This window comes from Vibrio nigripulchritudo (assembly GCF_027924785.1).
In the GTDB taxonomy this organism is placed as follows: Bacteria; Pseudomonadota; Gammaproteobacteria; order Enterobacterales; family Vibrionaceae; genus Vibrio; species Vibrio nigripulchritudo.
Genome location: NZ_AP027049.1, coordinates 1,975,344 through 1,996,573 on the forward strand (window position 1 = coordinate 1,975,344; position 21,230 = coordinate 1,996,573).

Annotated in this window: 19 protein-coding genes; 8 read left to right on the top strand and 11 right to left on the bottom strand. The window is 43.5% G+C overall.

Going from position 1 to position 21,230, the window contains the following annotated elements; genetic code table 11:
* Positions 1–127 precede the first annotated feature (127 nt).
* Positions 128–796 (bottom strand): SH3 domain-containing protein, encoded by a 669-nt coding sequence (locus QMG91_RS09070; RefSeq protein ID WP_281830406.1) that lies wholly within the window; start codon positions 794–796, stop codon positions 128–130.
* A gap of 175 nt (positions 797–971) precedes the next feature.
* On the opposite strand from QMG91_RS09070, the gene QMG91_RS09075 reads away from it, so the two are divergent.
* Complete coding sequence (locus QMG91_RS09075; protein ID WP_281830407.1) at positions 972–2,078, top strand: M20/M25/M40 family metallo-hydrolase; 1,107 nt, start codon at positions 972–974, stop codon at positions 2,076–2,078.
* A 32-nt stretch (positions 2,079–2,110) separates the two neighbouring features.
* On the opposite strand, the gene QMG91_RS09080 is transcribed toward QMG91_RS09075, so the two are convergent.
* Together QMG91_RS09080 and QMG91_RS09085 are read right to left on the bottom strand one after the other, a co-directional pair.
* On the bottom strand, positions 2,111–2,488 hold the full coding sequence (locus QMG91_RS09080) for an AAA family ATPase (protein WP_281830408.1): 378 nt from the start codon (positions 2,486–2,488) through the stop codon (positions 2,111–2,113).
* Between the two features lie 70 nt (positions 2,489–2,558).
* Positions 2,559–4,547: a GGDEF domain-containing protein gene (locus QMG91_RS09085; protein WP_281830409.1), complete on the bottom strand. Its 1,989-nt coding sequence runs from the start codon at positions 4,545–4,547 to the stop codon at positions 2,559–2,561.
* Positions 4,548–4,936: 389 nt separating this feature from the next.
* Here QMG91_RS09085 and QMG91_RS09090 point away from each other — a divergent pair, with 389 nt between their 5' ends.
* On the top strand, positions 4,937–5,764 hold the full coding sequence (locus QMG91_RS09090) for a DUF481 domain-containing protein (RefSeq protein ID WP_281830410.1): 828 nt from the start codon (positions 4,937–4,939) through the stop codon (positions 5,762–5,764).
* 47 nt (positions 5,765–5,811) lie between these two features.
* On the opposite strand, the gene QMG91_RS09095 is transcribed toward QMG91_RS09090, so the two are convergent.
* The 3 genes from QMG91_RS09095 to QMG91_RS09105 are packed head-to-tail and all read right to left on the bottom strand — an operon-like array spanning position 5,812 to position 7,573.
* Positions 5,812–6,171 (bottom strand): hypothetical protein, encoded by a 360-nt coding sequence (locus QMG91_RS09095; protein WP_022601946.1) that lies wholly within the window; start codon positions 6,169–6,171, stop codon positions 5,812–5,814.
* A 60-nt stretch (positions 6,172–6,231) separates the two neighbouring features.
* Positions 6,232–6,966, bottom strand: a complete 735-nt coding sequence (locus tag QMG91_RS09100) for an oxygen-binding di-iron domain-containing protein (RefSeq protein ID WP_004407786.1) — start codon at positions 6,964–6,966, stop codon at positions 6,232–6,234.
* Positions 6,944–7,573, bottom strand: coding sequence for a hypothetical protein (locus tag QMG91_RS09105; protein ID WP_022613705.1), 630 nt, complete (start codon positions 7,571–7,573; stop codon positions 6,944–6,946). The genes QMG91_RS09100 and QMG91_RS09105 overlap by 23 nt, the downstream gene beginning before the upstream one ends.
* A gap of 179 nt (positions 7,574–7,752) precedes the next feature.
* Between QMG91_RS09105 and QMG91_RS09110 the strand changes: the two genes are divergently transcribed.
* A complete protein-coding gene (locus QMG91_RS09110) occupies positions 7,753–8,628 on the top strand; it encodes a glycerol kinase (RefSeq protein ID WP_281830411.1) in 876 nt (291 codons plus the stop codon).
* 42 nt (positions 8,629–8,670) lie between these two features.
* On the opposite strand, the gene QMG91_RS09115 is transcribed toward QMG91_RS09110, so the two are convergent.
* A complete protein-coding gene (locus tag QMG91_RS09115) occupies positions 8,671–9,327 on the bottom strand; it encodes a DUF2726 domain-containing protein (protein ID WP_004407781.1) in 657 nt (218 codons plus the stop codon).
* Between the two features lie 144 nt (positions 9,328–9,471).
* Between QMG91_RS09115 and QMG91_RS09120 the strand changes: the two genes are divergently transcribed.
* Positions 9,472–9,930: an A24 family peptidase gene (locus tag QMG91_RS09120; RefSeq protein WP_281830412.1), complete on the top strand. Its 459-nt coding sequence runs from the start codon at positions 9,472–9,474 to the stop codon at positions 9,928–9,930.
* Here the strand turns inward: QMG91_RS09120 and QMG91_RS09125 are convergent.
* The 3 genes from QMG91_RS09125 to QMG91_RS09135 form a co-directional block, all read right to left on the bottom strand.
* Positions 9,917–10,681, bottom strand: coding sequence for a substrate-binding periplasmic protein (locus QMG91_RS09125; protein ID WP_022593378.1), 765 nt, complete (start codon positions 10,679–10,681; stop codon positions 9,917–9,919). The genes QMG91_RS09120 and QMG91_RS09125 overlap by 14 nt on opposite strands.
* A gap of 19 nt (positions 10,682–10,700) precedes the next feature.
* Complete coding sequence (locus tag QMG91_RS09130; protein ID WP_022550602.1) at positions 10,701–11,501, bottom strand: hypothetical protein; 801 nt, start codon at positions 11,499–11,501, stop codon at positions 10,701–10,703.
* Positions 11,502–11,614: 113 nt separating this feature from the next.
* Positions 11,615–12,403, bottom strand: a complete 789-nt coding sequence (locus tag QMG91_RS09135) for an EAL domain-containing protein (RefSeq protein ID WP_022601935.1) — start codon at positions 12,401–12,403, stop codon at positions 11,615–11,617.
* A gap of 416 nt (positions 12,404–12,819) precedes the next feature.
* Between QMG91_RS09135 and QMG91_RS09140 the strand changes: the two genes are divergently transcribed.
* The 3 genes from QMG91_RS09140 to QMG91_RS09150 all read left to right on the top strand — a co-directional run bounded on the left by QMG91_RS09140 (position 12,820) and on the right by QMG91_RS09150 (position 16,550).
* The gene (locus tag QMG91_RS09140) at positions 12,820–13,785 is read left to right on the top strand and encodes a phosphate/phosphite/phosphonate ABC transporter substrate-binding protein (protein ID WP_281870254.1); all 966 of its coding nucleotides are present in this window, start codon (positions 12,820–12,822) and stop codon (positions 13,783–13,785) included.
* Complete coding sequence (locus QMG91_RS09145) at positions 13,782–15,923, top strand: EAL domain-containing protein (RefSeq protein WP_281830415.1); 2,142 nt, start codon at positions 13,782–13,784, stop codon at positions 15,921–15,923. The genes QMG91_RS09140 and QMG91_RS09145 overlap by 4 nt, the downstream gene beginning before the upstream one ends.
* Positions 15,924–16,076: 153 nt before the next feature.
* Complete coding sequence (locus tag QMG91_RS09150; RefSeq protein WP_281830416.1) at positions 16,077–16,550, top strand: DUF6795 domain-containing protein; 474 nt, start codon at positions 16,077–16,079, stop codon at positions 16,548–16,550.
* Positions 16,551–16,638: 88 nt separating this feature from the next.
* On the opposite strand, the gene QMG91_RS09155 is transcribed toward QMG91_RS09150, so the two are convergent.
* Positions 16,639–18,195, bottom strand: coding sequence for a methyl-accepting chemotaxis protein (locus tag QMG91_RS09155; RefSeq protein WP_281830417.1), 1,557 nt, complete (start codon positions 18,193–18,195; stop codon positions 16,639–16,641).
* 646 nt (positions 18,196–18,841) lie between these two features.
* On the opposite strand from QMG91_RS09155, the gene QMG91_RS09160 reads away from it, so the two are divergent.
* A complete protein-coding gene (locus QMG91_RS09160) occupies positions 18,842–20,812 on the top strand; it encodes a sensor domain-containing protein (protein WP_281825936.1) in 1,971 nt (656 codons plus the stop codon).
* The last annotated feature ends 418 nt before the right edge of the window (positions 20,813–21,230 follow it).

A 21,230-nucleotide genomic window follows, 5' to 3' on the forward strand; every position in this document is an offset into this window, starting at 1 on the left:
GATTAAAATCTGTACAGATAAATTTACAGCGCCATCACATTGACAAAAAATGTATGAAAATAAAGCATGTTACGGGCATTTCCTAGCCGTAAATTTTACTGCCCAACAATAAGAATGGGTGTTACATTTAATTAACATCCATGACTTCACCACTTTCGGCATCAAGATAAATTTTGTTCTCTCGTTCAATGCCACCACAGTAGGTGTAGTACACATCTCTTGGTTGATAGTCCACAGATTTAAGCCAGCCGCGCATTTCTTTGAAATCGCCATTGGAGCAGACACCATCGTCGATCAAAGCCTGAGACACTTTTAGGAACAAATTTCGGTGCGTGACAAAGTTGTCTGAATGTTTGATGGCGATTTCGAGTCTTCCTGAACGAACTGTTGCCAAATTCTCAGGTATGGAGGATGAAAGAAACTGTTCAGAAACCCACTGAGCAAAGTTGCCATCGCCAAATTCGTAATACTCTGAGATGCGAGCCCAGCCCTGATTAGATTCCAGCACGTTTACCTTATCGCCAATATCTAGGACTCGAGAAATCGGAGCATTGGTGCCAGGTTCCCTACGAACGTTAAGACGGCTTGAAGTGACATAGTATTCACCTAATTCAATGGTCGCCATATTCTTCTTTTCTTCAAGCTCCATCATAGGCTTTTCTGCTTGCTGGTCTGGTTCTATAACTTTGCCGTCTGAGCCGGCTACCATAGCCATTTGAGGCATCATGACGAAATAGTAGTATGCACCACCTCCGCCCAAACCCAATAAAATCAATAACAACAGAAGCTTTTTCATTCAATACCATCCTGATTGGTTCTCTTAATCTTAGCAGCTATGAAATTTCGAGCGTGATATTGATCTGGCTCAGCCTTAAAAAAGAGAGGTTTCATGTAATGTGCTTGTACTTCCGTGATGTAGCGTGCGGTTGCTTCGCCCGTTTTACGTCCATACCTACTCATACAGAGGTCTTATGTCAAAAGTAAATCAACAAAGGCTTGTCGAACACTTCATGTCACTGGTCAAAATCGACAGTGAATCCCGCTATGAAAAACAGATGGCAGAAGTAGTCTCAGAGGAATTGGGGCAATTGGGCTTTGAAGTAAAAAAGCTTCCCGTTACAGAAGACATTTCAAACGGTTTTAATGTTTATGGCAAGCTTGCTGGGAAACTGGAAGGCAGCGTTCTTATAAGTGCCCACCTTGATACGGTAACACCGGGAAACGGTATTGTTCCGATTCTTGAAGATGGGGTTATTCGCTCAGCAGGTGACACCATTTTAGGTGGTGATGATAAATCGGGTATTGCTGCACTGATCGAAGCGGTTCGCACCATTCAGGAAAATCATCTGGATCACCAAACTATCGAGGTAGCCTTTACTGTTCACGAAGAAGGCGGTCTGCATGGTTCACGCCAGTTCGATATGAGCGTTATCGAATCGGATAGTGCGATTGTTCTGGATTCAGGCGGACCGATTGGCAGTATCATTACCACGGCACCCGGTCAGCAAAACTTGAAAGTGACGATTAAGGGCAAACCAGCTCACGCAGGTCTGGCACCGGAAGAAGGTATCAATGCCATGGTTGTGGCATCGGATGCCATTTCAAACATGACACTGTCACGTATCGATGAAGAAACCACTGCAAATATTGGTGTCGTTACTGGTGGTCAGGCAACCAATATCGTTATGCCTGAAATTTACATAGAGGCAGAAGCCCGATCTCTCAAAGACGATAAGTTGTCAGCACAAGTGAAGCATATGGAAGAAACATTCAAAGCCGCTGCTTCAAAACATAGTGCAGAGGTAGATATTGTTTCAACTCGTGCCTACGACGCCTATCAAATTGATGATTGTGACCCTCTAATTGTATCTATTAAAGAAAGTTTCGAGCGCGTTGGTATGGCAGGACAAACCAATTCAACAGGCGGTGGTAGCGACGCCAACATTTTCAACAGTAGAGGATTGAAAACGGTAAACCTGTCGACGGGAATGGCGAAAGTACACACCACAGAAGAGTTCATTAAAGTCGAAGATATGGTGAATATCACTCGTTTCCTTGTATCCCACCTCACCCACTAACCAAAATTAAAAAAGGCAGCGTAATAGCTGCCTTATTCCTGCCAGTTAGACTTCATTTTTTCAATGGTATCTGATGGCACATCATGTATTGAGCCGAATTCTTCTCTGCACACCATGATGTCGATTTCAAAGCTGCTCGTTTTTGCTAAAAGAAGATAAGGCTCCATTTCCCATTTCTCGATAAAGGTGTTTGAGACGACGACATCTGATCCTTTGTTGAGCCATATCTTAGTCTGGTTAAAACACCAGTTATGGGCTTGTTTTAACTTCCTGGGCTGAAAACGGTATTCCCCTTTTCGGTCAACAAAATACATGTCCGCTTCGATGTGCTTCGCATTCATTGTTTTTGCTAAAGTCGACTTCCCTGAACCGGGTAAGCCGCGTACCAGTGTTAAGCGCGGTTTCGTCATGATCTGGATGTGTAAATTGCTACTGTGCGCATGTTAGCGTTTGACTCATGACAAAACAACGGCAGATCGATTATTCCATCTCCGGTTGAACATATACCTTGTTTCTTCCGGTTTTCTTGCCCTCGTAAAGCAAATCGTCTGCTCGGTGCATCAAATTGTCCATGGTGTCACTTTTGATCAGAGTTTCCGCCAGTCCGATGGTGACGGTAATGGATGCTTCAATCCCTTCATGGCTTATCACCAAAGTGCTCACCTGTTTTCTGATGGTTTCCGCGACTTTCTTTGCCCCTTCAAGTTGGGTGTCTGGCAAAATCACGCTGAATTCTTCACCCCCAATTCGTGCAAACACATCATTCACACGAAGCCGATTTTTGATAAGCGCCGCCACTTCACGCAGCACTTCATCTCCGAAAAGATGCCCGTGCTGATCATTAACCTGTTTGAATTCATCAAAGTCGATCATCATTAAACAGAAACTTCTGCCTGCCCGGCTAAAACGTTCAAACTCAGCGTTCAGGCGTTCCAGATAAAAACGTCGATTATAAGCGCCAGTTAGCGGGTCGGTTATCGCTTGTTCACGAAGCTGAATCTCAAGGATTTTCTGATCAGTAATGTCTCTGATGGTGCCAATGAGCGTGTTTGTACCGACCTGAAAGTCCGCCATTTCGTGTACCCAGATAAGTGTTCCACTGGCGTGCTTAATCATATGCTGCACGTCGTACTTACCGCTTATTTGGGCGGCGCGTTCACTTTCATCCACTCGGTTTCTGTGCTCTTCGGCAACTAAGCTTTTAAAGAACGACAGGCTTGGTTGGACCTGTCCCCGTTCATAGCCCAAAATGGTGTACACCATATCCGACCAATAAACATCGCCTGTATCTAAGTTGCATTCCCAGTGCCCCATCCTGCCAATTTGGTGCGCGGTTTTGAGCCGATACTGGCTGTCCTGCAGTTTGAGTTCCAGATTCTTTTGAGAAGTAATATCGGCTATCGAACCTATGTAGCCGTTGGTGTTGAAAGCGGGGCTTTTGAATTTGCGCACAGAGTCAGAAAGCCATAGATAGAATCCGTCTTTATGTCGGAATCGATACTGCCTTGTGAGTACACTGTCTCTGCCTTCTTTCTGCCATTGAACAAACTCTGTTCTCGCTTCGTCGTAAACACTCTGGGGTAATTGCTTTCCCCAGTAACCTTCGCTTTCAACAATCTCAGATTTATGGTGCCCCGTCATTTCGCTCACATCTTTAGATATAAAATCGATGCTCTCCAGTGGATCGCCTTGGCAGCGGTAGATGACGTTTGGGCTGACATCTATCATTGCATCAAGCTCATGGTTCATAGACTCAAGTTGGACAGCTTCAGATTTATTTGAAGTTACGTCTATATGGGTGCCAACCACCCACTCGGGATCACCCGCAGGCGTTCTGGTCATGAGTTTGCCAAAGTCACGCACCCAGACTTCCCTACCGTTTCGGTGTTTCATGCGTACTTCGCATTCATAATAGGGAGTGTCTCCAGAAAAATGTGCCATCAACTGCTCTTCTGAAATCGATAAATCGTCTTCATGCACATGTTTTATCCAAGTATCGATGGAAAGAGGTTTTAGTTCCTCTAGCTCGTATCCAATGATTTCCGCCCAACGTTCATTGAACACGACTTCTCCCGTCTGAACATTCCATTCCCAAGTGCCAGCGCGAGAACCTTCAAGCATGGTTCGAAACTTAAACACATCTGAAGATTCCTGATAGACAGATTCGCTGTCCTGACAGGCAAACCGTATCTGCCACAAATTATCATCGCTAAGTGAGATGGGTTCGATAACGCCTTCGCTTAGCCCTTCTTCACTTTCCACCATGACTTTTTGTTGCTGGCGACTTTCCCTTGAATAAAGGTGTGTTGGAGTGATCACCTGCCCAGACGTCAGCCAAGTGATTTTTAACGGGGCACCAATAAGTGATGTTGCAGAGGGGGCAATTATCCCACGTTCTGTAAAGCGTCGGTTCTTCCCCAGGATATTGAGTTCACTATCCAAGATAATGGCGTATTCGCTGTGTGACATGTGTCGCCTCAGGACGTTTTTATAATTTGTTTTTCGTGATGGTCGCTGTGGAGTTTTTATTATCGTCCGAGCAAAAATGCGGTTTAGGCAGCCACACTTTCCTCGCAGCCGCAGATAGACTCTCGAAGCGTTTCTTTAATAAATGTAGACACAGACTCGACGAACCTCATAAAAATAGGGCGACATAACATGGCTTTATGCCAAAACAGAGACGTCTGGCACAAAAATGAGAATTCGGAAATTGAGTTCTATAAATTTCAATATACAGCTCACTTACGTCGGATAAACAATTTGAAACGAATTGAACCCCATATCGAATGTTGTGTCCGTAGCTCATAACTGCTATCTATGTATTTAAACTTCTGATAACCAAACGGAACTTAACAAACATGATAACTAAAGGACGGTTGGCTACCTCCCTTTTATTGCTTCTTTCCGGGGCATCACAGGCTGGCGACCTGAGTGTGAAAGTGGGTGGTTTTTACTCCAGCGCGGATACATCCATGGGGGCTTACTCCTCAGATCTATCGAGAAGTTTCGATCTGGATTTTGAATCCGACTTAAGGCTAAAAGAACGCGAGGTCTTACCCTACCTTAAAGTTGAATACGCGTTTAACTCAAAGCATGCAATGTACCTTGACTGGCGTAGCTTACACCGAAATTCTTCGGTCACATCAGAACGCGCTTTTTCTGTCCCAATTGATGGGGAAATCTACGACGCTAAAATTGGTGCAACCATTCAGTCCACGCTAAACATCGACCTTGCACGATTGGGTTACTCCTATTCGTTTTTTGAAAACGAAAACTGGGACTTGGACCTGACGGCTGGTATCCACATTATGCAAATGCAGATTGGACTGGGGGGCGAGCTGAGTTTACAGGGTGGTAATCAGAATGTTGTGTTAGGTAAAGGAAACTATGCGTTTACCGATGTCACTGCACCACTTCCAGACATTGGCTTGGAAGCGGAATACAAGATTAACGAAAACTGGCGCGCAATTTCCCATGCTCAAGTGTTTTACATTGAGTTTAATAGCATCAAAGGTTTGTTAGTAGACGCCAATTTGGGTGTGCAATACCAGTTCAATGAAAACTGGAACGCCGAAGCTTCCTACAGCTATTACGAAGTCAATGTGGATTATGGGTCTGAGCGAACCGATCTGAACGTTAACTTCCAGTTCTTTGGTCCTATGGTGACTCTTGAATACCAGTTTTAAAATCAGACATAAAGAAAAGCCAGTCGTGTTGACTGGCTTTTCTGGTTTTACGTGTCTCGGTATATATTCGCAAGGCGGTTATGAAGGAAGTTCTCTATGAAACAGTCTAACTCTTCTAGCTTTGCGCCAATAACCCAAAAGCTTTCGTACTCAGCGACCAGAAAATCGTGCCCCGCTTCTGTTAACTGATAATCCGAGATGGAAGTGCTGTCGGCTTTTTCGCTTTTTTCTATCAGACCTGCATCAATCAGATCTTCAAACCGAATCCCAAAGTCCAGACAAAAATCGAAAAGAGGTTTGCTTCCCCTTTTCATTTGAGTGCTTTTCCATATGTCGCGCTGTTCAAAAAAGCATGCTGATACAGTCATTTGCTCATTACTGATGATTTCTACATTAGATACAGACATGGTATTTCTTCAAACCCGATAGTTGAATGAATTCAGAGTATCTTGACGTAGAACTGACAGTTATTTCGTCGCGACTCCTACGTCCAGACCATCTAGCCACATCAGGAAACGTTTTACATCGTCTCCTTTGAATATGCCGCCGTGCTGTGGGCAGAGCATATCAATTTCCAGCTTACTGACTTTTTCTATCCATGCGGTCTTGGCTCTATTTGAGGGCATCCACCTACGGTGAAAATACTCCATTTTTGGTATGTGAGCATCAAAATCCTGAACAAACATCGGCGCATCTACAGCATCTAGTGCTGCTCCGATGTCTCCCGACATTAATATTTTAGCTTGTGGATCGTAAACTGAGAAATTTCCTGACGAATGCATGTAATGAGCGGGAACGAATTGCAACTCTAACCCTGCCAGGCTGAGCGTTTTTCCTTCATCAGGAATCGGCATGTAATCGACGTTCTCCATACCAAAATGCTTTATGAACCCTTCCCACAACCAAGGCGAATGAAGTTTGGCTTTTGGAAGAGCCTGATCCCATAAACCCAGAGATGAAATAATGTCGGGATCCTGATGAGACGCAAACAGGTGGGTAATGTTTTCAACGGGTACTTCTTTAACCACACATCCCAGCATGGCGGAAAACAGCTCAATACCTCCTGGGTCTAGAAGGATGGCTTCGTCACGGTGAGTAATCATGTACTGGTTAGTGTCTATGATGCCGTCTGGCTTTTCCGGATCCCGTCCAAAAACTATCCAGCGATGAGTTCCTTGGTTAAACAGCACTTTTGTTTGCATAGACTACCCTTGTGAGTTCGGAGAATAAATTGAGTGACTGAAGCACATGGCTTTGAATTTCTTTGGCAGAATCTGCCACACTGGTCGCGATACTGTTTAGCTGTTCCTGATGCAGTTCTTCAGCCTGAGAAGCTTCTACACTGAGCATGGTGGATATGATTTGTGCGGTTTTCAGCTCACTGTAAAGCTCATCCAGCATGTCATTGAGACCTCTGGCTTCTTTCTTAAACTGAGCAATAAGTTGGGCGTGTTGTTCACGGGTCTGTGTGATTGCGGGTTCAAGGCTTTCAATGTAGCGAGCATCGGTATCTCGGCAAATTACATTATTGAACTTGGTGAGTGCGGAAGATGAACGTGTTTCGGAGGTCGCTATTCGACTTAATAGTTGTGCCTTTTGATTGATGACTTTGGACGTATCCAACGTTTTTCTAACCAAATCATCTATAGAATCCGTAATTGGTCTGAAGCCTGCTGCGCTTTCCCCTGCCCTTAGCGCCAGTGCCCGCGCATTGCTGGCTATTAATAATAAACGTTTGGCAATCACCATCCCTTTATTAAGCTCTGCAGCCACTTCCGCAGCAATCACAAATACTTTCTTCTCTGACATGCTCTTTTACACCAACTGTAGTTAGAGTTATTTTTTCTCTTTCTTTTGAATATAGCTCAGAGAGCTCACTTAACCATACATAAGCGATGGTTAATTCCTAAAGATTACGAAAATTAGGTGTTTGGGATTTCAATCGCTAATCCTTTGATTACAATAAGGCTGTAACCATCGGAGTGAATATGCTTTCAACCAGTCGATTAGCAGAAAAACTTAATGTGAAATCTGGCGCCCTGTTTCATGCACTTGAGCGTTATGAGTTCATCGTGAAAAAGGATGAATCCTGGACCTTAACTGACCTTGGTGAAGCACAAGGCGGCAAGTATCAGGAATCTAAGCAATACGGAAAATACATAGTCTGGCCTGAAGATATGTATGTGGCGGTTTATGAGCTCAAAAAAGACAAGCTGACCGCAAGCCAGGTGGGAGCTAAGTTTAAGCTCTCATCGCACCAAATGAACCAATTGTTTGGCGAGTTGGGGTGGATTGTACGCTCAGGTAAAGGATGGGTTACCACGCCGCTGGGCAAACGTATGGGGGCAGACCAGCGCAATAACGCAAGTTCGGAAATTGACTATGTTGTTTGGGATTCAGGAATATTATTAAATGCCAGACTGCTTGCTTCCGCGGAAGAACTACTCGGCTGCCATGTAAGCCAGCGATCAACCGATAAGTCTTATTCTAACTTCCGCCAGAAATTCGAAGCCAAATACCATTGTGCCGATGGGCACTATGTACGCACCATCGAAGAAATGCATATCGATAACTGGCTGTATCTCACAGGTGTTACACACGCCTATGCCCGGACTCTGCCAATCGAGCAGGACGTGCAGTCTTCTTTCTACCTTCCCAGAGTGAATGTTTATCTTGAATTTCAGTCGGCTGACCAATCGACCGAGCAAGCAACTGAATTTAAAGAGAAGCTAGAAACATACAGAAAATATGGACTTAAGGTGCTAGTCATCTCAGAGGATGAGCTGTCCGAACTAGACAAGTCGATGCCAACAAAACTTTCTGGTATTGGCGTGACAATGTCACAATTAAAAGGTCAAAAATAGCCAGCTTATTCGCTGGCTTCATTTATCTGCTTTGCTTAAGATTTAAGACCAATTGATTTCTTCAATGAAATCTTCAGTGTGCTTACAGTTTGGATAGCGGCTACATGCGTAATACCGTTTTCCTTTGTAAGCGCCCTGAACGCCAACTTTCACCACCATTGGTGACTGACATTCTTTACAGAATCTCACCTCAGGTTCAATTTCCAGCGTATCAATGTACTCAGCCAAAACTTTGCGAAGTCTCCCTACCTGGTACGCGTATTTTTCATTAGCGCCTATCAGGGGGATACCAGACGTTTTACAAACATGCATCAGGAGCTTTTCGCGCTCTGCCTTGGTTTTATTCAGCTCTTTTCCATTATCGAATTCAATGATGCACATCACTTCTAACGTACCGGGGCGGCAAATCACAAAATCCAGGTGCTTACGCGCAATCTTATTAAAGGCAGCAAGCCACTTCTTTTTGTCCTTATTGGGGACGGGCATGATCACGTCAGCCATATGGACTTTTGAAAAGACGATAGCGCGGTTATCTAATGCGGCAATCAACGCATTGTAAAAGGCAATTTCTTTGCTTCCCATTAAACTGCCGACCTTCTTATAGGGGTACGTTATGGGTGCATAGCGTTTCGCAAAATATTTTTGGTAAATGATGAACACAGTGACCAAGATAAAGAGCAAAATGGCAACGCTCTGCATATTGATTCCTTCTTGAAGTGGATAAGTCAGTTGGGAAGCCCAATTCAACAAGTAATTGAGCCTTATGGATTATGAGCCTTATTTTGCCCTTCGGCAATAAACATCTATACATAACCCATGGAGGATTAAGGTATAATTCGGGAGATGAATATTGAACTCTCTCTTAATGCGCTTCTTTTTGTTGCGCTCTGCATTCTTGGTATTGCTATTTGCGTTTCGGACATCCGTCATCGACGCATTCCCAACAAACTGGTACTGCTTGTTTCCCTTTGTACACTTCCTCTCGCTTTTAACAATGGTTTTATCTGGGACTCACTTCCCTATGCGGCGCTGGTTTTCGCTATAGGCTTTGTTGCAACTGTGATTGGAGTCTGGGGAGGTGGTGATACCAAGCTACTCACTGCTTTTGCCATTGGCATTCATCCAGACTACTTACTATTAAGTGTGATGAGCATGTTTCTACTTGGTGGTATTCAGGTAATCATAATGGCGCTGTACTACCGAAGCCTGAAGACATTTCGGGAAAAAGGCATTGCCTATGGAATACCTATTGTAATCAGCAGTACAGCGATGTGCTTTATCAGCGTGATCAGTGGCTTTTAAAATGCTGATCCATATAGTCTCTCATGATTTGATCAGCATCTATCTTTCCGAGACCTTGGTTAAATACTTCTAGCCAACGCTCGCCTTCAGGGCCACGTGTAAAGGCAATATACAAATCTTTGTACACTAGTGGCTTTTTGTTTAACTGAAGTTTCTCTTTAACCTGAGAAACTTCAGGATCATGCATTCGAAGGTATCGGAGTACATTTTCATCAATGACAGCGAGATCAAGTTCAGAACTCGCCACTTTCAGTACGTTTTGCGTATCTGTCATCGACTCTTGTGCTTCGAGCTGACCACTGTGGATCATTTCATCAAATTCGCGGGTGTTTCTGTAACCACTTACCACACCAATTGTGTATGGCACCAAATCGGTAAGCGCCCGCCATCGAATCGGCTTGTCCACATTTTCGACCAAACCTAGCATCCCACTCCCCATGGGTTCTGAGAGCAGTAACTTGTTGGTTTTGAAATAATAGGCAGGAAAATAGCCAACGTAATAATCGCTGGATTTGGCGAGAGAAACAGCTCTGTTCCAGGGGAAGAAGTCCACTTCCAGTTGGTGACCCATTGCGTCAAACGCCGCTTTAGCCACGGCGACGCTGGCACCTTGCTGCACCAGTTCTTCGCCCGTGTATGGAGGCCAATAGAGTGAGGTAAGCCTGACGGTGTCCGCCATTACGCAACCGGATACCGCTGCGGCAGCCGTAAAGATACAGCTATGCCATAGTCTTCTAATTTTAGGTTTCATCTGTTTAGCAACTAACGTTTTATGGTGAGATCAGTTCAATAATTGTCCGATCTTCTGGTTTTATGGTGTTGATTGTTTTTTTCCAATGCTTATCAATAAGCTGATGCATTAAACCACTCTCTTTGGCTTGCTTCAATGCCCTTTCGATAAGCAACTTGTATTCTATTGCTGATTCACTCAAATAGAACACCATGCTGCGGTTGTATTTCAGGATGAGTCGGTCTTCTATTTCTAACTGTGGTTGACCTTCTGCTTCAGCAAGAACTTCATGCATTCCCCGGGGAAAGTAGTTCACGCCACCAGTTTCTGAGAGCATTTCATACAGCTGTCGCCATTCTCCATCTTTTACATGATATGGCAGGTTACTCGCCTTCCAAACATCTATGTCATACCAGTTAGCTCCTAGCCCAGCTACTAGCCCGGATTTTTGCAAGTCCAGTAATGTGTTGATGTTTTTATAATGATGCTGCGCACCTTCAGGAATGAGTAAAATTCTCTGCCCAATCATGCCATTCGTTAATGGCACATCGACTAACGCGTACTTCTTATCGCGTTCATTTGTCTTAACTAGCCAGTAAAGGGAGATCTGATTTTTGTTCAACATGTGAACAGCACGCTTTTGGGGGGTGTGACGGGAAGGAGTAATAATGGTGACTTCAATACCCTGAGCTTTTAAGGATTCAGTCAGCAGCTCATGGAAAAATTCATGACCATTATCTTTGAAAGCAGGCAGCGTTAAAGTGACTTTGTTGATTGCAAACACGTTGAATGCAATTCCGTAGCATAATGAAAAACCTACCAGCCAATGACAAAGCCTCATACACCTCTTCCTAAAACAAAGACCCTCTTATTTAATATATACCTTAATAAGCTCTATGCTTAATTTCTGGTCAGATTTATGTTTAAGAATTATTAAGAATGAGGACTTTACATCTAGTTTGCAGTAAGTTGAGGCGGAAGTGGCTTGGGTCGACCAAGGTAAAAGCCCTGGAACATATCGATATTCATGTCTGCAAGCTTATCAAGCTGCGCTTTTGTCTCTAGCCCTTCAAGAATCACTTTAGCGCCAATGCTGTTTGCTAGCTCAAGCGAATCCACTAAATCGAAGTCATTATGACTTACGAAATTGTCCAACAGTGACTTATCTAACTTTATGATGGAAGGCAATAGAATTTTGGCTCTCGCCTCGTTCGAAGCACATTGCCCAAAGTCGTCCATTGCGATGGTAATACCATATCGGCTTAGTACCTGAGCACCTTTGAGAATTTTATGTACATCACCCTCATCGAATTCCATGATTTCGTAGACCAGTTGTTCTGGATTCAGGTGAACTGCTTGTAAGAAACCTAATAGAACGTCTATTGCGTTGTCATCGTGTGAAAGTACTTGAAATACTAATGGCGATGCATTGATGAAGATTTTCTTTTCGCGATGGGAGGACTGAGCAAAATTTCTCAAATGTATGCTTGCGCATAACAAAGAGACGTTAATCATATCAACAAAAGTGAGCTCTGCGCTTCTGAAGAAAAGGTCAGGTCTTACGGGTTCCTGATTTTCGTTTTTAATTCGAACAAGTCCTTCAAACCCAAACACATCTCCACCTGCTATTAAGATAGGCTGAAAGACACTACTAAATGTGTAGTTTTTGTAGTGAGCACACAAGTACCCTTCTTCATCCCTAAATAGATGTTTTTGAAAATCTTCCGGGCTTGAGAGATACATGCAACTTTTCCAAGTGAGAGCGCGTGAGTATCAAGTCATTATGCGTATGCTTTTTCATAAAATCAAACAACTCAATAACTGGTTGTACCTTAAACGTAATTCATATAGGGCGATTTATAAGAGATAAATCATTTTAAGGAAACGTCTTCTGAGCCAAAACTTCAAAACCTTCTCGTCGCAACTTAAACCGAACAAAAAACAATCAAAATATAATCTTACCTTTTGCTAACAAAATTCATAGTGAGCCAATTAGAAAATATAGTTATACGGTAAATATAATTGAAACATCTTGTAATGATTTATTGCACAGTTTCTGTTAACTTGCTTCCAATTATCGTTTACACAAATGAAAGATCTCCCTATTCTCTCAGATTAGCCGAACTCACTTTTTGTTGTTTTTAGAGGTTCCACTTTTCATGAAAATCACAGTTTCGACATTGCTGTCTTCAGCAACCATTGCATGTCTGACGATTGCAAATCCAGTGTATGCTGAATTGAGCAAACAAGACTCTATCCAATTGAATGACAAACCTTTTGTTGTTGGTGCTGTGTCTCAAAAGGTGAAGTCACGAATTAAATGGAGCTTACCACTAGCGAACTATCTTGCAGATTCACTCAAAGAATTTGGATACACGCACGGTGAAGTCGTGGTGGTTTCAACTCTGGAAGAAATGGAAGAAAAGCTAAGAAATCACAAGGTTCACTTGCTTCCTGCAACTGTGTATAGCGCCCTACTTTATGAAAAGAATGCTGATGCAAATATTCTTACAAGACGTTGGAAAAAAGGCAGGGCCACATACAGCTCCATAATTTTTTCTATAAAATCAGAAGAATCAAAATCTTTTTCTGAGCTAAATGGAAAATCTATACTTTTTGAAAAGCCAAGTTCAAATAGCTCATTCTTTATACCTGCGGTTTCGTTACTTAGCCAAGGGTATGAACTTCAATATTTAGACAGCCACCGCCAAAAACCAGATTCGGACAAGGTGGGCTATATGTTTATTGATCAACAACTCAAACAGTCTAACGAAATTAACATCTCCTACTGGGTCTATCAGGGAAGAGCAGATCTTGGTGCCTTCAGTGACAGTAATTGGAACGCTAATGAAGATATGCCAGCAAAGATTAAACAATCTGCGGAAGTTGTTTACGAATCGTCCCCTTACCCTAGGGATCTGATGCTGTCTTCTCCTGAATTTTCTGATGAAATGAATAATGCAATCAGACACACACTGATGAACATGCATAATACTGCTGAAGGTAAGGCAACTCTGGTTAGATTCCAGAAAACCACAAAATTTGATGAACTCAATGAAGAAACAAGGAAAGTTTTGGATGAAGCGCGCCTGCAACTACCAAAAATTGAAGCCCTAACAAAATGAGCCGTATTTCTTCGATAAAACTGAGCACCCGCTACATTATCGCGACAGCGAGCATCATTGCTGCGCTGTCGCTCAGTCATTTTATCCTGCAAAAAAATCTCTATAACGAGCACACCGATAGCATTATCGAAGAACTGAACAAACACACCCACAACAGCTTAAGCCGACAGCTTCAACTTCGTGGCAAGTCGATTGCACTTTATCTGTCTGAACACCTGTTTGATCCGCTGTACAACTACAATCTTGAGGCGACGTATTTAGCGATTCAGCCTGCCCTTTCACAGCGAGAAGTGATGGTCGTTAATGTCATTAATAAAGATGGCAATGTGTTCCACGATGGTACTGAAAAAATGCTTTCATTTGGCGCGGTGCCGCCGAATCAGGACCTCATTAAGCAGTCGATGCGTAAAAACAAACCCTTTATCAAGCAGACAAGTTCCAAGCTGATATACATTCAGCCCATCTCCCAGTCTGGTATGTCAATGGGTGCGGTCTACATTGAACTAAGCTTGGAAAAGCTCCTGAACGATATATCCGACAACCAAAAGATCATTGGTGAAGCTTACAAAGAGAACATTCGAAGCCTTTATCAGGGGCACTTCTGGATTACTTTTGCCAGCTTTGCATTTAGCCTCCTTCTCGCCACTCTTATGGCGCGCTCGCTTACTAAACCCATTCGCCGGCTGACCACACACATACAGGAAACGGGGCAAGGCAAGTTCAGAACTATGCGTGCTTTGCGTCGTTCAGATGAAATTGGTGAACTGGTAAACGCATACAATGACATGGGAATGCGTATAGAAAAGCATACCGAAGACATACGCTTTATGGCGTACCACGATGCTCTAACAGGTTTACCAAACAGAACGTATTTTATTAGCCATGTGAATGAGCTTATTGAATCCGGTCAACATCAACAAATTGACGTTTTCTTTATCGATCTTGATGAGTTTAAACAGGTGAACGATCACTTCGGTCATGCCTCTGGCGACCACCTGCTCGAAATCGTCTCAACTCGATTATCACGTGAAGTGGGATACGGTTTCCCTGAAACTGAATCAAACATGGTTGCTCGCCTTGGTGGCGACGAATTTTTGATTTGCTGCGCGGGATTGTCTCCAAAACAACGTGAATATATGGCGGGCAATATTCTTTCTACCCTTCAGAAAGACATAGTGATTGAGAGCGACACCATTGTCGCCGGTGGCAGTATCGGGCTTGCTTCATACCCAAGCCACGGTCAGGACGCCGAAACCCTAATCAAAAATGCAGACATCGCGATGTACCACGCCAAAGAACGTGGGAAAAACACCTACAGTTTGTTCACCAACGCGATGAATCAAAAGATAGAACGACGCATCGATATTGAGCAGGAACTGCGCAAGGCATTGAACCAGCCGGAGCAATTCGAACTTTGGTATCAGCCTAAGATTGATATGCAGTCTGGAAAGCTTTTGGGAGCAGAGGCTTTGGTCAGATGGCGACACCCTACTCGTGGGATCATCATGCCAGACGATTTTATCCCTATCGCAGAAAATACCGATATGATTCTGCCTCTGGGACAACATTTGATCGATCGCGCCTGCCAGCAGCTCGTTGTCTGGGAGTCCACGCTTCCAAAAGGCTTTTACGTAACTATTAACCTTTCTGCAAAACAACTCTACAGGCAGGACATAGGTGGCATTCTGGCAAAAAGCATGTTGAAGGCGGGTTGTCGTCCAAGGCAGTTACAGCTGGAAGTTACAGAAAGCCAGCTGATTCAGGACATCGATACCGCACGCGACATCATTCGAAATTTACGCGAACACGGTATACAGGTACTGCTAGATGACTTTGGTACCGGTTACGCATCTCTCAGCTATTTGCAAAAACTTCAGTTTGATGGGGTGAAAATAGATCGATCATTCGTTTCCAATACGGATACCAACGCCAACGATCGCTCTCTAGTAGAAGCCATTGTGTCTATGGCGAACAGCTTGGGAATGAAGACGGTAGCGGAAGGAATTGAAACTAAAGAGCAGGCTGAGTACATCCGTGGCATCGGGTGTGATATCGGTCAGGGTTTCTTCTATTCAAAAGCACTACCTGCTGATCAGTTCACCTCAAAGTGGATTTCTCAACCAGAAGCAACAAATTAAGCTGATACAAATCGTAAAAAATATCGTAACAAAAGCACCTACATCGTTTTTGATATTTTTCACAATGCATTTTGAACGGTAACTTATTGAAACTGGCTACCGTTTGTTAAGGTCAACAGGCCCTAGTGATATATGTTCAAAAAGTGCTTTTTAGTGTTGTCTGCAAGTTATCCGATTAGCGGTATAGCCGACATTATTTCTTTGTCTCCAAATCCAAATAAGGTTGCTCCGGCAGTTTCCGGGCAACTATTTGAAAATCAGCAGCCTGTGCCGGGGGCAACGGTCGTTCGCACCATCGCCACCAACCGAACCATTGTGGAGATTGTGAAAACAGATAAAAACGGCTATTTCAATTTCACTCCGTTTCACTACGACTTTCCTATTCAGACAAAGTCATCCGACACTATTCGTTCAATGATAAACATCACCGCTGAATACGGAAAAAACTCAAAAGCGATATGGTCTTCTGAGCATGCAGGAAGCCATTACCTGCCCTTTATGCCGCCAGCGATGAAAGACTTAAGCTGTGATATGAATGAATCTGTAAACCTTTACGAATTCTCATCGGGCTACCAGCAAATTCTTCCAACACGGGTAACCAGTGTCTGTCAGCTTTCAGTAGAGTAAGGTTGTCACTCCATTTTACTACTCAACAAAAAGCCCCGCTAAAAAGCGGGGCTTGGTTTTTGTGAATGGTAATTAAGGTCAACCGCCCCTAGATACGTCTGAACTGGCTTACCAACTTACCTTGCGAATCCAGGTTAGCTACTAAGCCTTCACATTCATCTCGCGTATCGCTCGCAAGAATATTCGTCGCGGAGCAAACTTCACTGATGGATTGAACGCTTGAGTTCATATCCTCTGTTACCCTTGCCATCTCTTCTACTGCTGTTGCAATCTGGCTATTTCTATCTGAAATGTCTGAGACTTGCCCCATCAGCACGTCCAGCTTGTTACCGGAAATTTCTGCGCTATCGACACATTGTTTAGACAGGCTGTTGCCTTCTTGCATTGCGTTAACAGCACTTTGCGTACTGGACTGAATTTGGGTAATCACCGACTGAATCTCTTCTGTCGATTCATGGCTTCGCTGTGCAAGTGTACGAACTTCATCTGCAACGACCGCAAACCCACGTCCTTGTTCACCAGCACGTGCCGCTTCAATTGCCGCATTCAGCGCCAGCAGGTTGGTTTGTTCAGCGATACCCTGAATCACGGTCAGCACATCGCCAATGGTTTTACCATGAGCTTCCAGTTCGGAGAACAAACCAGACGCTTCATCCAACTGAGCAGACAGCTTCGAAATTGCGTCTTTCGTTTGGCTAACCGCGCCAAGCCCTTCCGTTGCAGCCGTATTTGCATTTGCTGTAGCCTCTGATGCGCTCTGTGCGTTTTCTGCAATTTCGTTTGCCGTTGCGTGCATCTGGTTAACCGCAGCAGCGACTTGTTCAGTTTCAGCAGTTTGCCCTTCGAGGTTAGATGCCGTGGTTTCACAGTTATTGGAAGAAGACTGCGCCGCTTCACCAATCTGATCGTTCGAATCCTGTATGCGTCCTACTACGGCATTGAGCTCTGACTGCCTCATCTTAAGAGCCAGCTTAATTTCCGAAATGTCATCAATATGATCGTTGTAAACCAACTCCATCAGTGGGTTATCGAAGACTTTTCGAGATTCCTCGGATAACGCCTCCAGCCTTCTGGTTAGGGAATACACCGACGCAATAGCAAGAAGAAGCAAAGCCCAGACGCCAACGCCCGGAACAAAAGTGTTAGCAATTGCAGCAAGGATGGCCGCGGGAACAAAGTACATGGTGGCTCTTTGCCACAATCGTGTTCTTGGAAGCTTTAGCTTAAATGGCGTCTTACCAGCGCGAATTTGCGCGTATATTTTTTCTGCGTTATCAACATGATTGCGTGCTGGGCACAGTCTTACAGACTGGTACTCAACGGTTTTTCCGTTTTCCTTGATTGGTGAAGCAAAGGCATCTACCCAATAATGGTCACCATTGGCACAGCGGTTTTTAACCAGCCCCATCCAGGACTTACCTTGTTTAAGGTGTTCCCACATGTCTTTGAAAGCTTCTGGTGGCATGTCGGGGTGCCTGACCATGTTGTGCGGTTGACCAACCATCTCGTCCAGCTTATATCCAGCGACTTCGCAGAATTCTTTACTGGCATAAGTGATGTGACTGCTTGTTGAAGTTACTGACAGCAAATTATAGCTGGGTGGATACGTGACTTCTTTTTGTGTAACCGGTTGATTTACGCGCATAATAACCTCAGTTGTGAATCATATTTCTATTTCGATTTTTTTGGGATAACACTTTGTTTAGCAAAATCTAATGTCATTTATATGAATAGCTCTCATATTTCTATAGACGCAAAATTAGTGAAACTCAAACCAACGAATGAGACTTTTTGAATATTGATACTAAGTCGAATAAAAAGACGCATATTGACCACAAAAACACTGGGTTATTAAAACTCAACTGCTTTAATTACATTAGAAATCCATTGAAAACGAAGCTACCTTCTTAATAGAGCGATATTTACTATTTAGCTCAAAAAGTTATCTGGAAGATTTATCGTCTCGAAGTCGGTAATAAACTTTATAAATACCGCACTCTTTCCTGTGAAATCAGATGCTTACATAAGCTTACAAATACATGTGCTACAAATCGAAAATATGGAAATGCGCAGAAAAAGAATGATCTGCCGTGATTGGTTTGATCTCTACAATTAACTACTAACTTTGGCTGATTCTAAAAATTATTTGCTTATCCGGTGACGCAATACAGGCATAGATTTTATATTGCGACAAATAATCAAACCAGTGCATATGGATCAGGCATACCATTCAAGTCAATAATGGTGAAAACGATTACTCCAGTAAGAATCCAAAGAAACAGGCGTAGTACATGCGAGAATATGAAGACTTTGAATTACTTCATAACCCGATATGGATATTTGATCTCGACAGCAAGCAAATAGTCTGGGCGAATTCCCCAGCGCTGGTCTTGTGGGAAAGCGACTCTCTCGACGAGTTAAAGAAACGAAACCTTCACTCTTCAATGTCGATGGCCGTCGAAGCTACACTGGAACAATATCGAAAGAAATTCAACAACAACGAAAAAGTGCGTACCTGGTGGAGTTTTACGCCAAAGCGTAAACTCAAATGCGCGCTTTGCGTGTTTTCAGGAATCGAAATAGCACCAGGTAAAACTGCCATGCTGGTTGAAGTTGTGGCGGAACGAAATAGTCTTAAACGTGATCTCGCATTTTCTGGAGGCGGTAGCCTCTCACTTCTTTTCGATCACAAAGGCAACCTTGTCAGCGCCAATGAAGCATTTCGACTCACGTTTGCAACCAGCTTTTACACCTTGGGCGATTTACTTTCTTCAAAAATCCGAGCTTTTGAATGGCTAGAGTCCGCTCCTATGAAGCAGGAAATTAAAGAAGAAATTAGCTATGACATGGATGGAAAACCCCATCACTTCGATGTGACCGCACAGTGGTTGTTTGACAAAAATCAGTTGCTACTTACTCTGGTCGATATAACGGAAAAGAAACAGCGATTAGAGGAAGCCAGTTTCAATGCCTGTCACGATTACCTCACCGGTTTATACAATCGTCGTGGCATGTTAGACGTTATATCAGAACACACCATTCAGCAGATTCCCTTCACACTCGCCTTTCTCGACCTCGATGGGTTCAAATTGATAAACGATACCTACGGTCATGAGGTGGGTGACGAACTCCTAAAAGCCGTGACTCAGCGTTTGAAGCAGTGTGTGCCTGACGGATGCATATTAGGCAGGTTTGGAGGCGATGAGTTTGTTCTTCTGTTTCCGCAAAAAGGTCTTGATCAGGTCTCGTCTACACTGGGGCAGATCATTCACCTAGTTGCCAATCACTATCCTATTAATCGAATTGGCGACCTTTCCATTACTGCCAGTATGGGTGCCAGCCATTATCCAACCAACAGCCAGGATGTTGAAACGCTCATCAAGCAATCTGGAATGGCAATGCATCAGGCCAAAAATGAAGGTCGCAATCGCTTTGAATTGTTCTCTCCTACCCTTTCCAGCACACTCAACCGAAAAGTATTGGTCAGACAACGCCTTTCTCACGCGATAGAAAGAAAAGCGTTTACATTGGTTTTCCAACCCATTTTGGAAACTCAGTCAGATACCATGGTTGGTGTTGAAGCACTTCTGCGCTGGGAAGATGAAAAGCTTGGTAATGTGCCACCAGAAGAATTTATTCCACTGGCAGAAGAAACCGGGCAGATCATCGAAATTGGGAATTGGGTTTTGAATGAAGCATGCAAAACGTTGGCGGAGTGGAAACACGTTCTCCCAGAAAACTTCACCATGAGCGTGAATATCTCTCAAATTCAGGTCAACAATTCACTCAGCAAGCAGCTGGAAACCATGCTCAATTACTATCAGGTTCCATCAACACGTCTGGCTCTTGAACTGACGGAATCTGCCATGGTTTTGAAGCATGAGGAATGCGGTAAGTGGCTAAATGACATCGTGGATCTGGGGATCAGGATTTATCTCGACGATTTCGGCACTGGTTACTCTTCTCTTTCGGTATTGGATGCACTTCCGATTTCAACCATCAAACTGGACAAAAGCTTTGTCCACAAATGTCATAAAGGAAGTGAAACCATCATTAAAGCGACAGTCTCTCTTTGTAACGCTCTGGGTATGACGCTGATTGCGGAAGGTATAGAGACAGAGGAGCAACTTTCAATGATTGAATCTCATGGTTGTCGTTATGTACAGGGCTTTCTTCGCAGTTATCCGCTACAGAAGCACACTTTGGAAAGTCGATATTTGAATGCCGGCAATGATGAACTCATCGAAGTTTGTTCGGAATGACTAGTTTTCACCTATAAATTAAGGGTTTGCTAATGTAAGCCCTTTTATTTCTTCTTACTCCCTACTTTCAAGCGGTTAATCCTTTTGTGACACTAACAGTGAGCTCAGAACGAATACAAATCCTTATTATTTCTTGTTCGCATTAGACCTTTGTCTAATAAAACACTCAATACGATATTGATTTAGATCAATAAGACCCACACAGTCGATAAGGTATTGTTAACCCCGTTACAGCAATGTGAAATATATGAACAAATCATGCCGCTCGTAACGGTTTTCCCTACTTTTACTAAACACCCATCGGTGTTTATTTTGTAAGCTCAGGACACTGCGGGCGCCTGAGCTTTCTTTTTTTAACCCATCAGTTCTTATTTTCAGTGACCTTATTCAAGATCGCTGCTAACTTGTTCACCTCTTA

Coding starts and splice junctions, on each gene's coding strand:
- QMG91_RS09070 (WP_281830406.1), bottom strand. CDS start 796: ATGAAAAAGCTTCTGTTGTTATTGATTTTATTGGGTTTGGGCGGAGGT.
- QMG91_RS09075 (WP_281830407.1), top strand. CDS start 972: ATGTCAAAAGTAAATCAACAAAGGCTTGTCGAACACTTCATGTCACTG.
- QMG91_RS09080 (WP_281830408.1), bottom strand. CDS start 2,488: ATGACGAAACCGCGCTTAACACTGGTACGCGGCTTACCCGGTTCAGGG.
- QMG91_RS09085 (WP_281830409.1), bottom strand. CDS start 4,547: ATGTCACACAGCGAATACGCCATTATCTTGGATAGTGAACTCAATATC.
- QMG91_RS09090 (WP_281830410.1), top strand. CDS start 4,937: ATGATAACTAAAGGACGGTTGGCTACCTCCCTTTTATTGCTTCTTTCC.
- QMG91_RS09095 (WP_022601946.1), bottom strand. CDS start 6,171: ATGTCTGTATCTAATGTAGAAATCATCAGTAATGAGCAAATGACTGTA.
- QMG91_RS09100 (WP_004407786.1), bottom strand. CDS start 6,966: ATGCAAACAAAAGTGCTGTTTAACCAAGGAACTCATCGCTGGATAGTT.
- QMG91_RS09105 (WP_022613705.1), bottom strand. CDS start 7,573: ATGTCAGAGAAGAAAGTATTTGTGATTGCTGCGGAAGTGGCTGCAGAG.
- QMG91_RS09110 (WP_281830411.1), top strand. CDS start 7,753: ATGCTTTCAACCAGTCGATTAGCAGAAAAACTTAATGTGAAATCTGGC.
- QMG91_RS09115 (WP_004407781.1), bottom strand. CDS start 9,327: ATGCAGAGCGTTGCCATTTTGCTCTTTATCTTGGTCACTGTGTTCATC.
- QMG91_RS09120 (WP_281830412.1), top strand. CDS start 9,472: ATGAATATTGAACTCTCTCTTAATGCGCTTCTTTTTGTTGCGCTCTGC.
- QMG91_RS09125 (WP_022593378.1), bottom strand. CDS start 10,681: ATGAAACCTAAAATTAGAAGACTATGGCATAGCTGTATCTTTACGGCT.
- QMG91_RS09130 (WP_022550602.1), bottom strand. CDS start 11,501: ATGAGGCTTTGTCATTGGCTGGTAGGTTTTTCATTATGCTACGGAATT.
- QMG91_RS09135 (WP_022601935.1), bottom strand. CDS start 12,403: ATGTATCTCTCAAGCCCGGAAGATTTTCAAAAACATCTATTTAGGGAT.
- QMG91_RS09140 (WP_281870254.1), top strand. CDS start 12,820: ATGAAAATCACAGTTTCGACATTGCTGTCTTCAGCAACCATTGCATGT.
- QMG91_RS09145 (WP_281830415.1), top strand. CDS start 13,782: ATGAGCCGTATTTCTTCGATAAAACTGAGCACCCGCTACATTATCGCG.
- QMG91_RS09155 (WP_281830417.1), bottom strand. CDS start 18,195: ATGCGCGTAAATCAACCGGTTACACAAAAAGAAGTCACGTATCCACCC.
- QMG91_RS09160 (WP_281825936.1), top strand. CDS start 18,842: ATGCGAGAATATGAAGACTTTGAATTACTTCATAACCCGATATGGATA.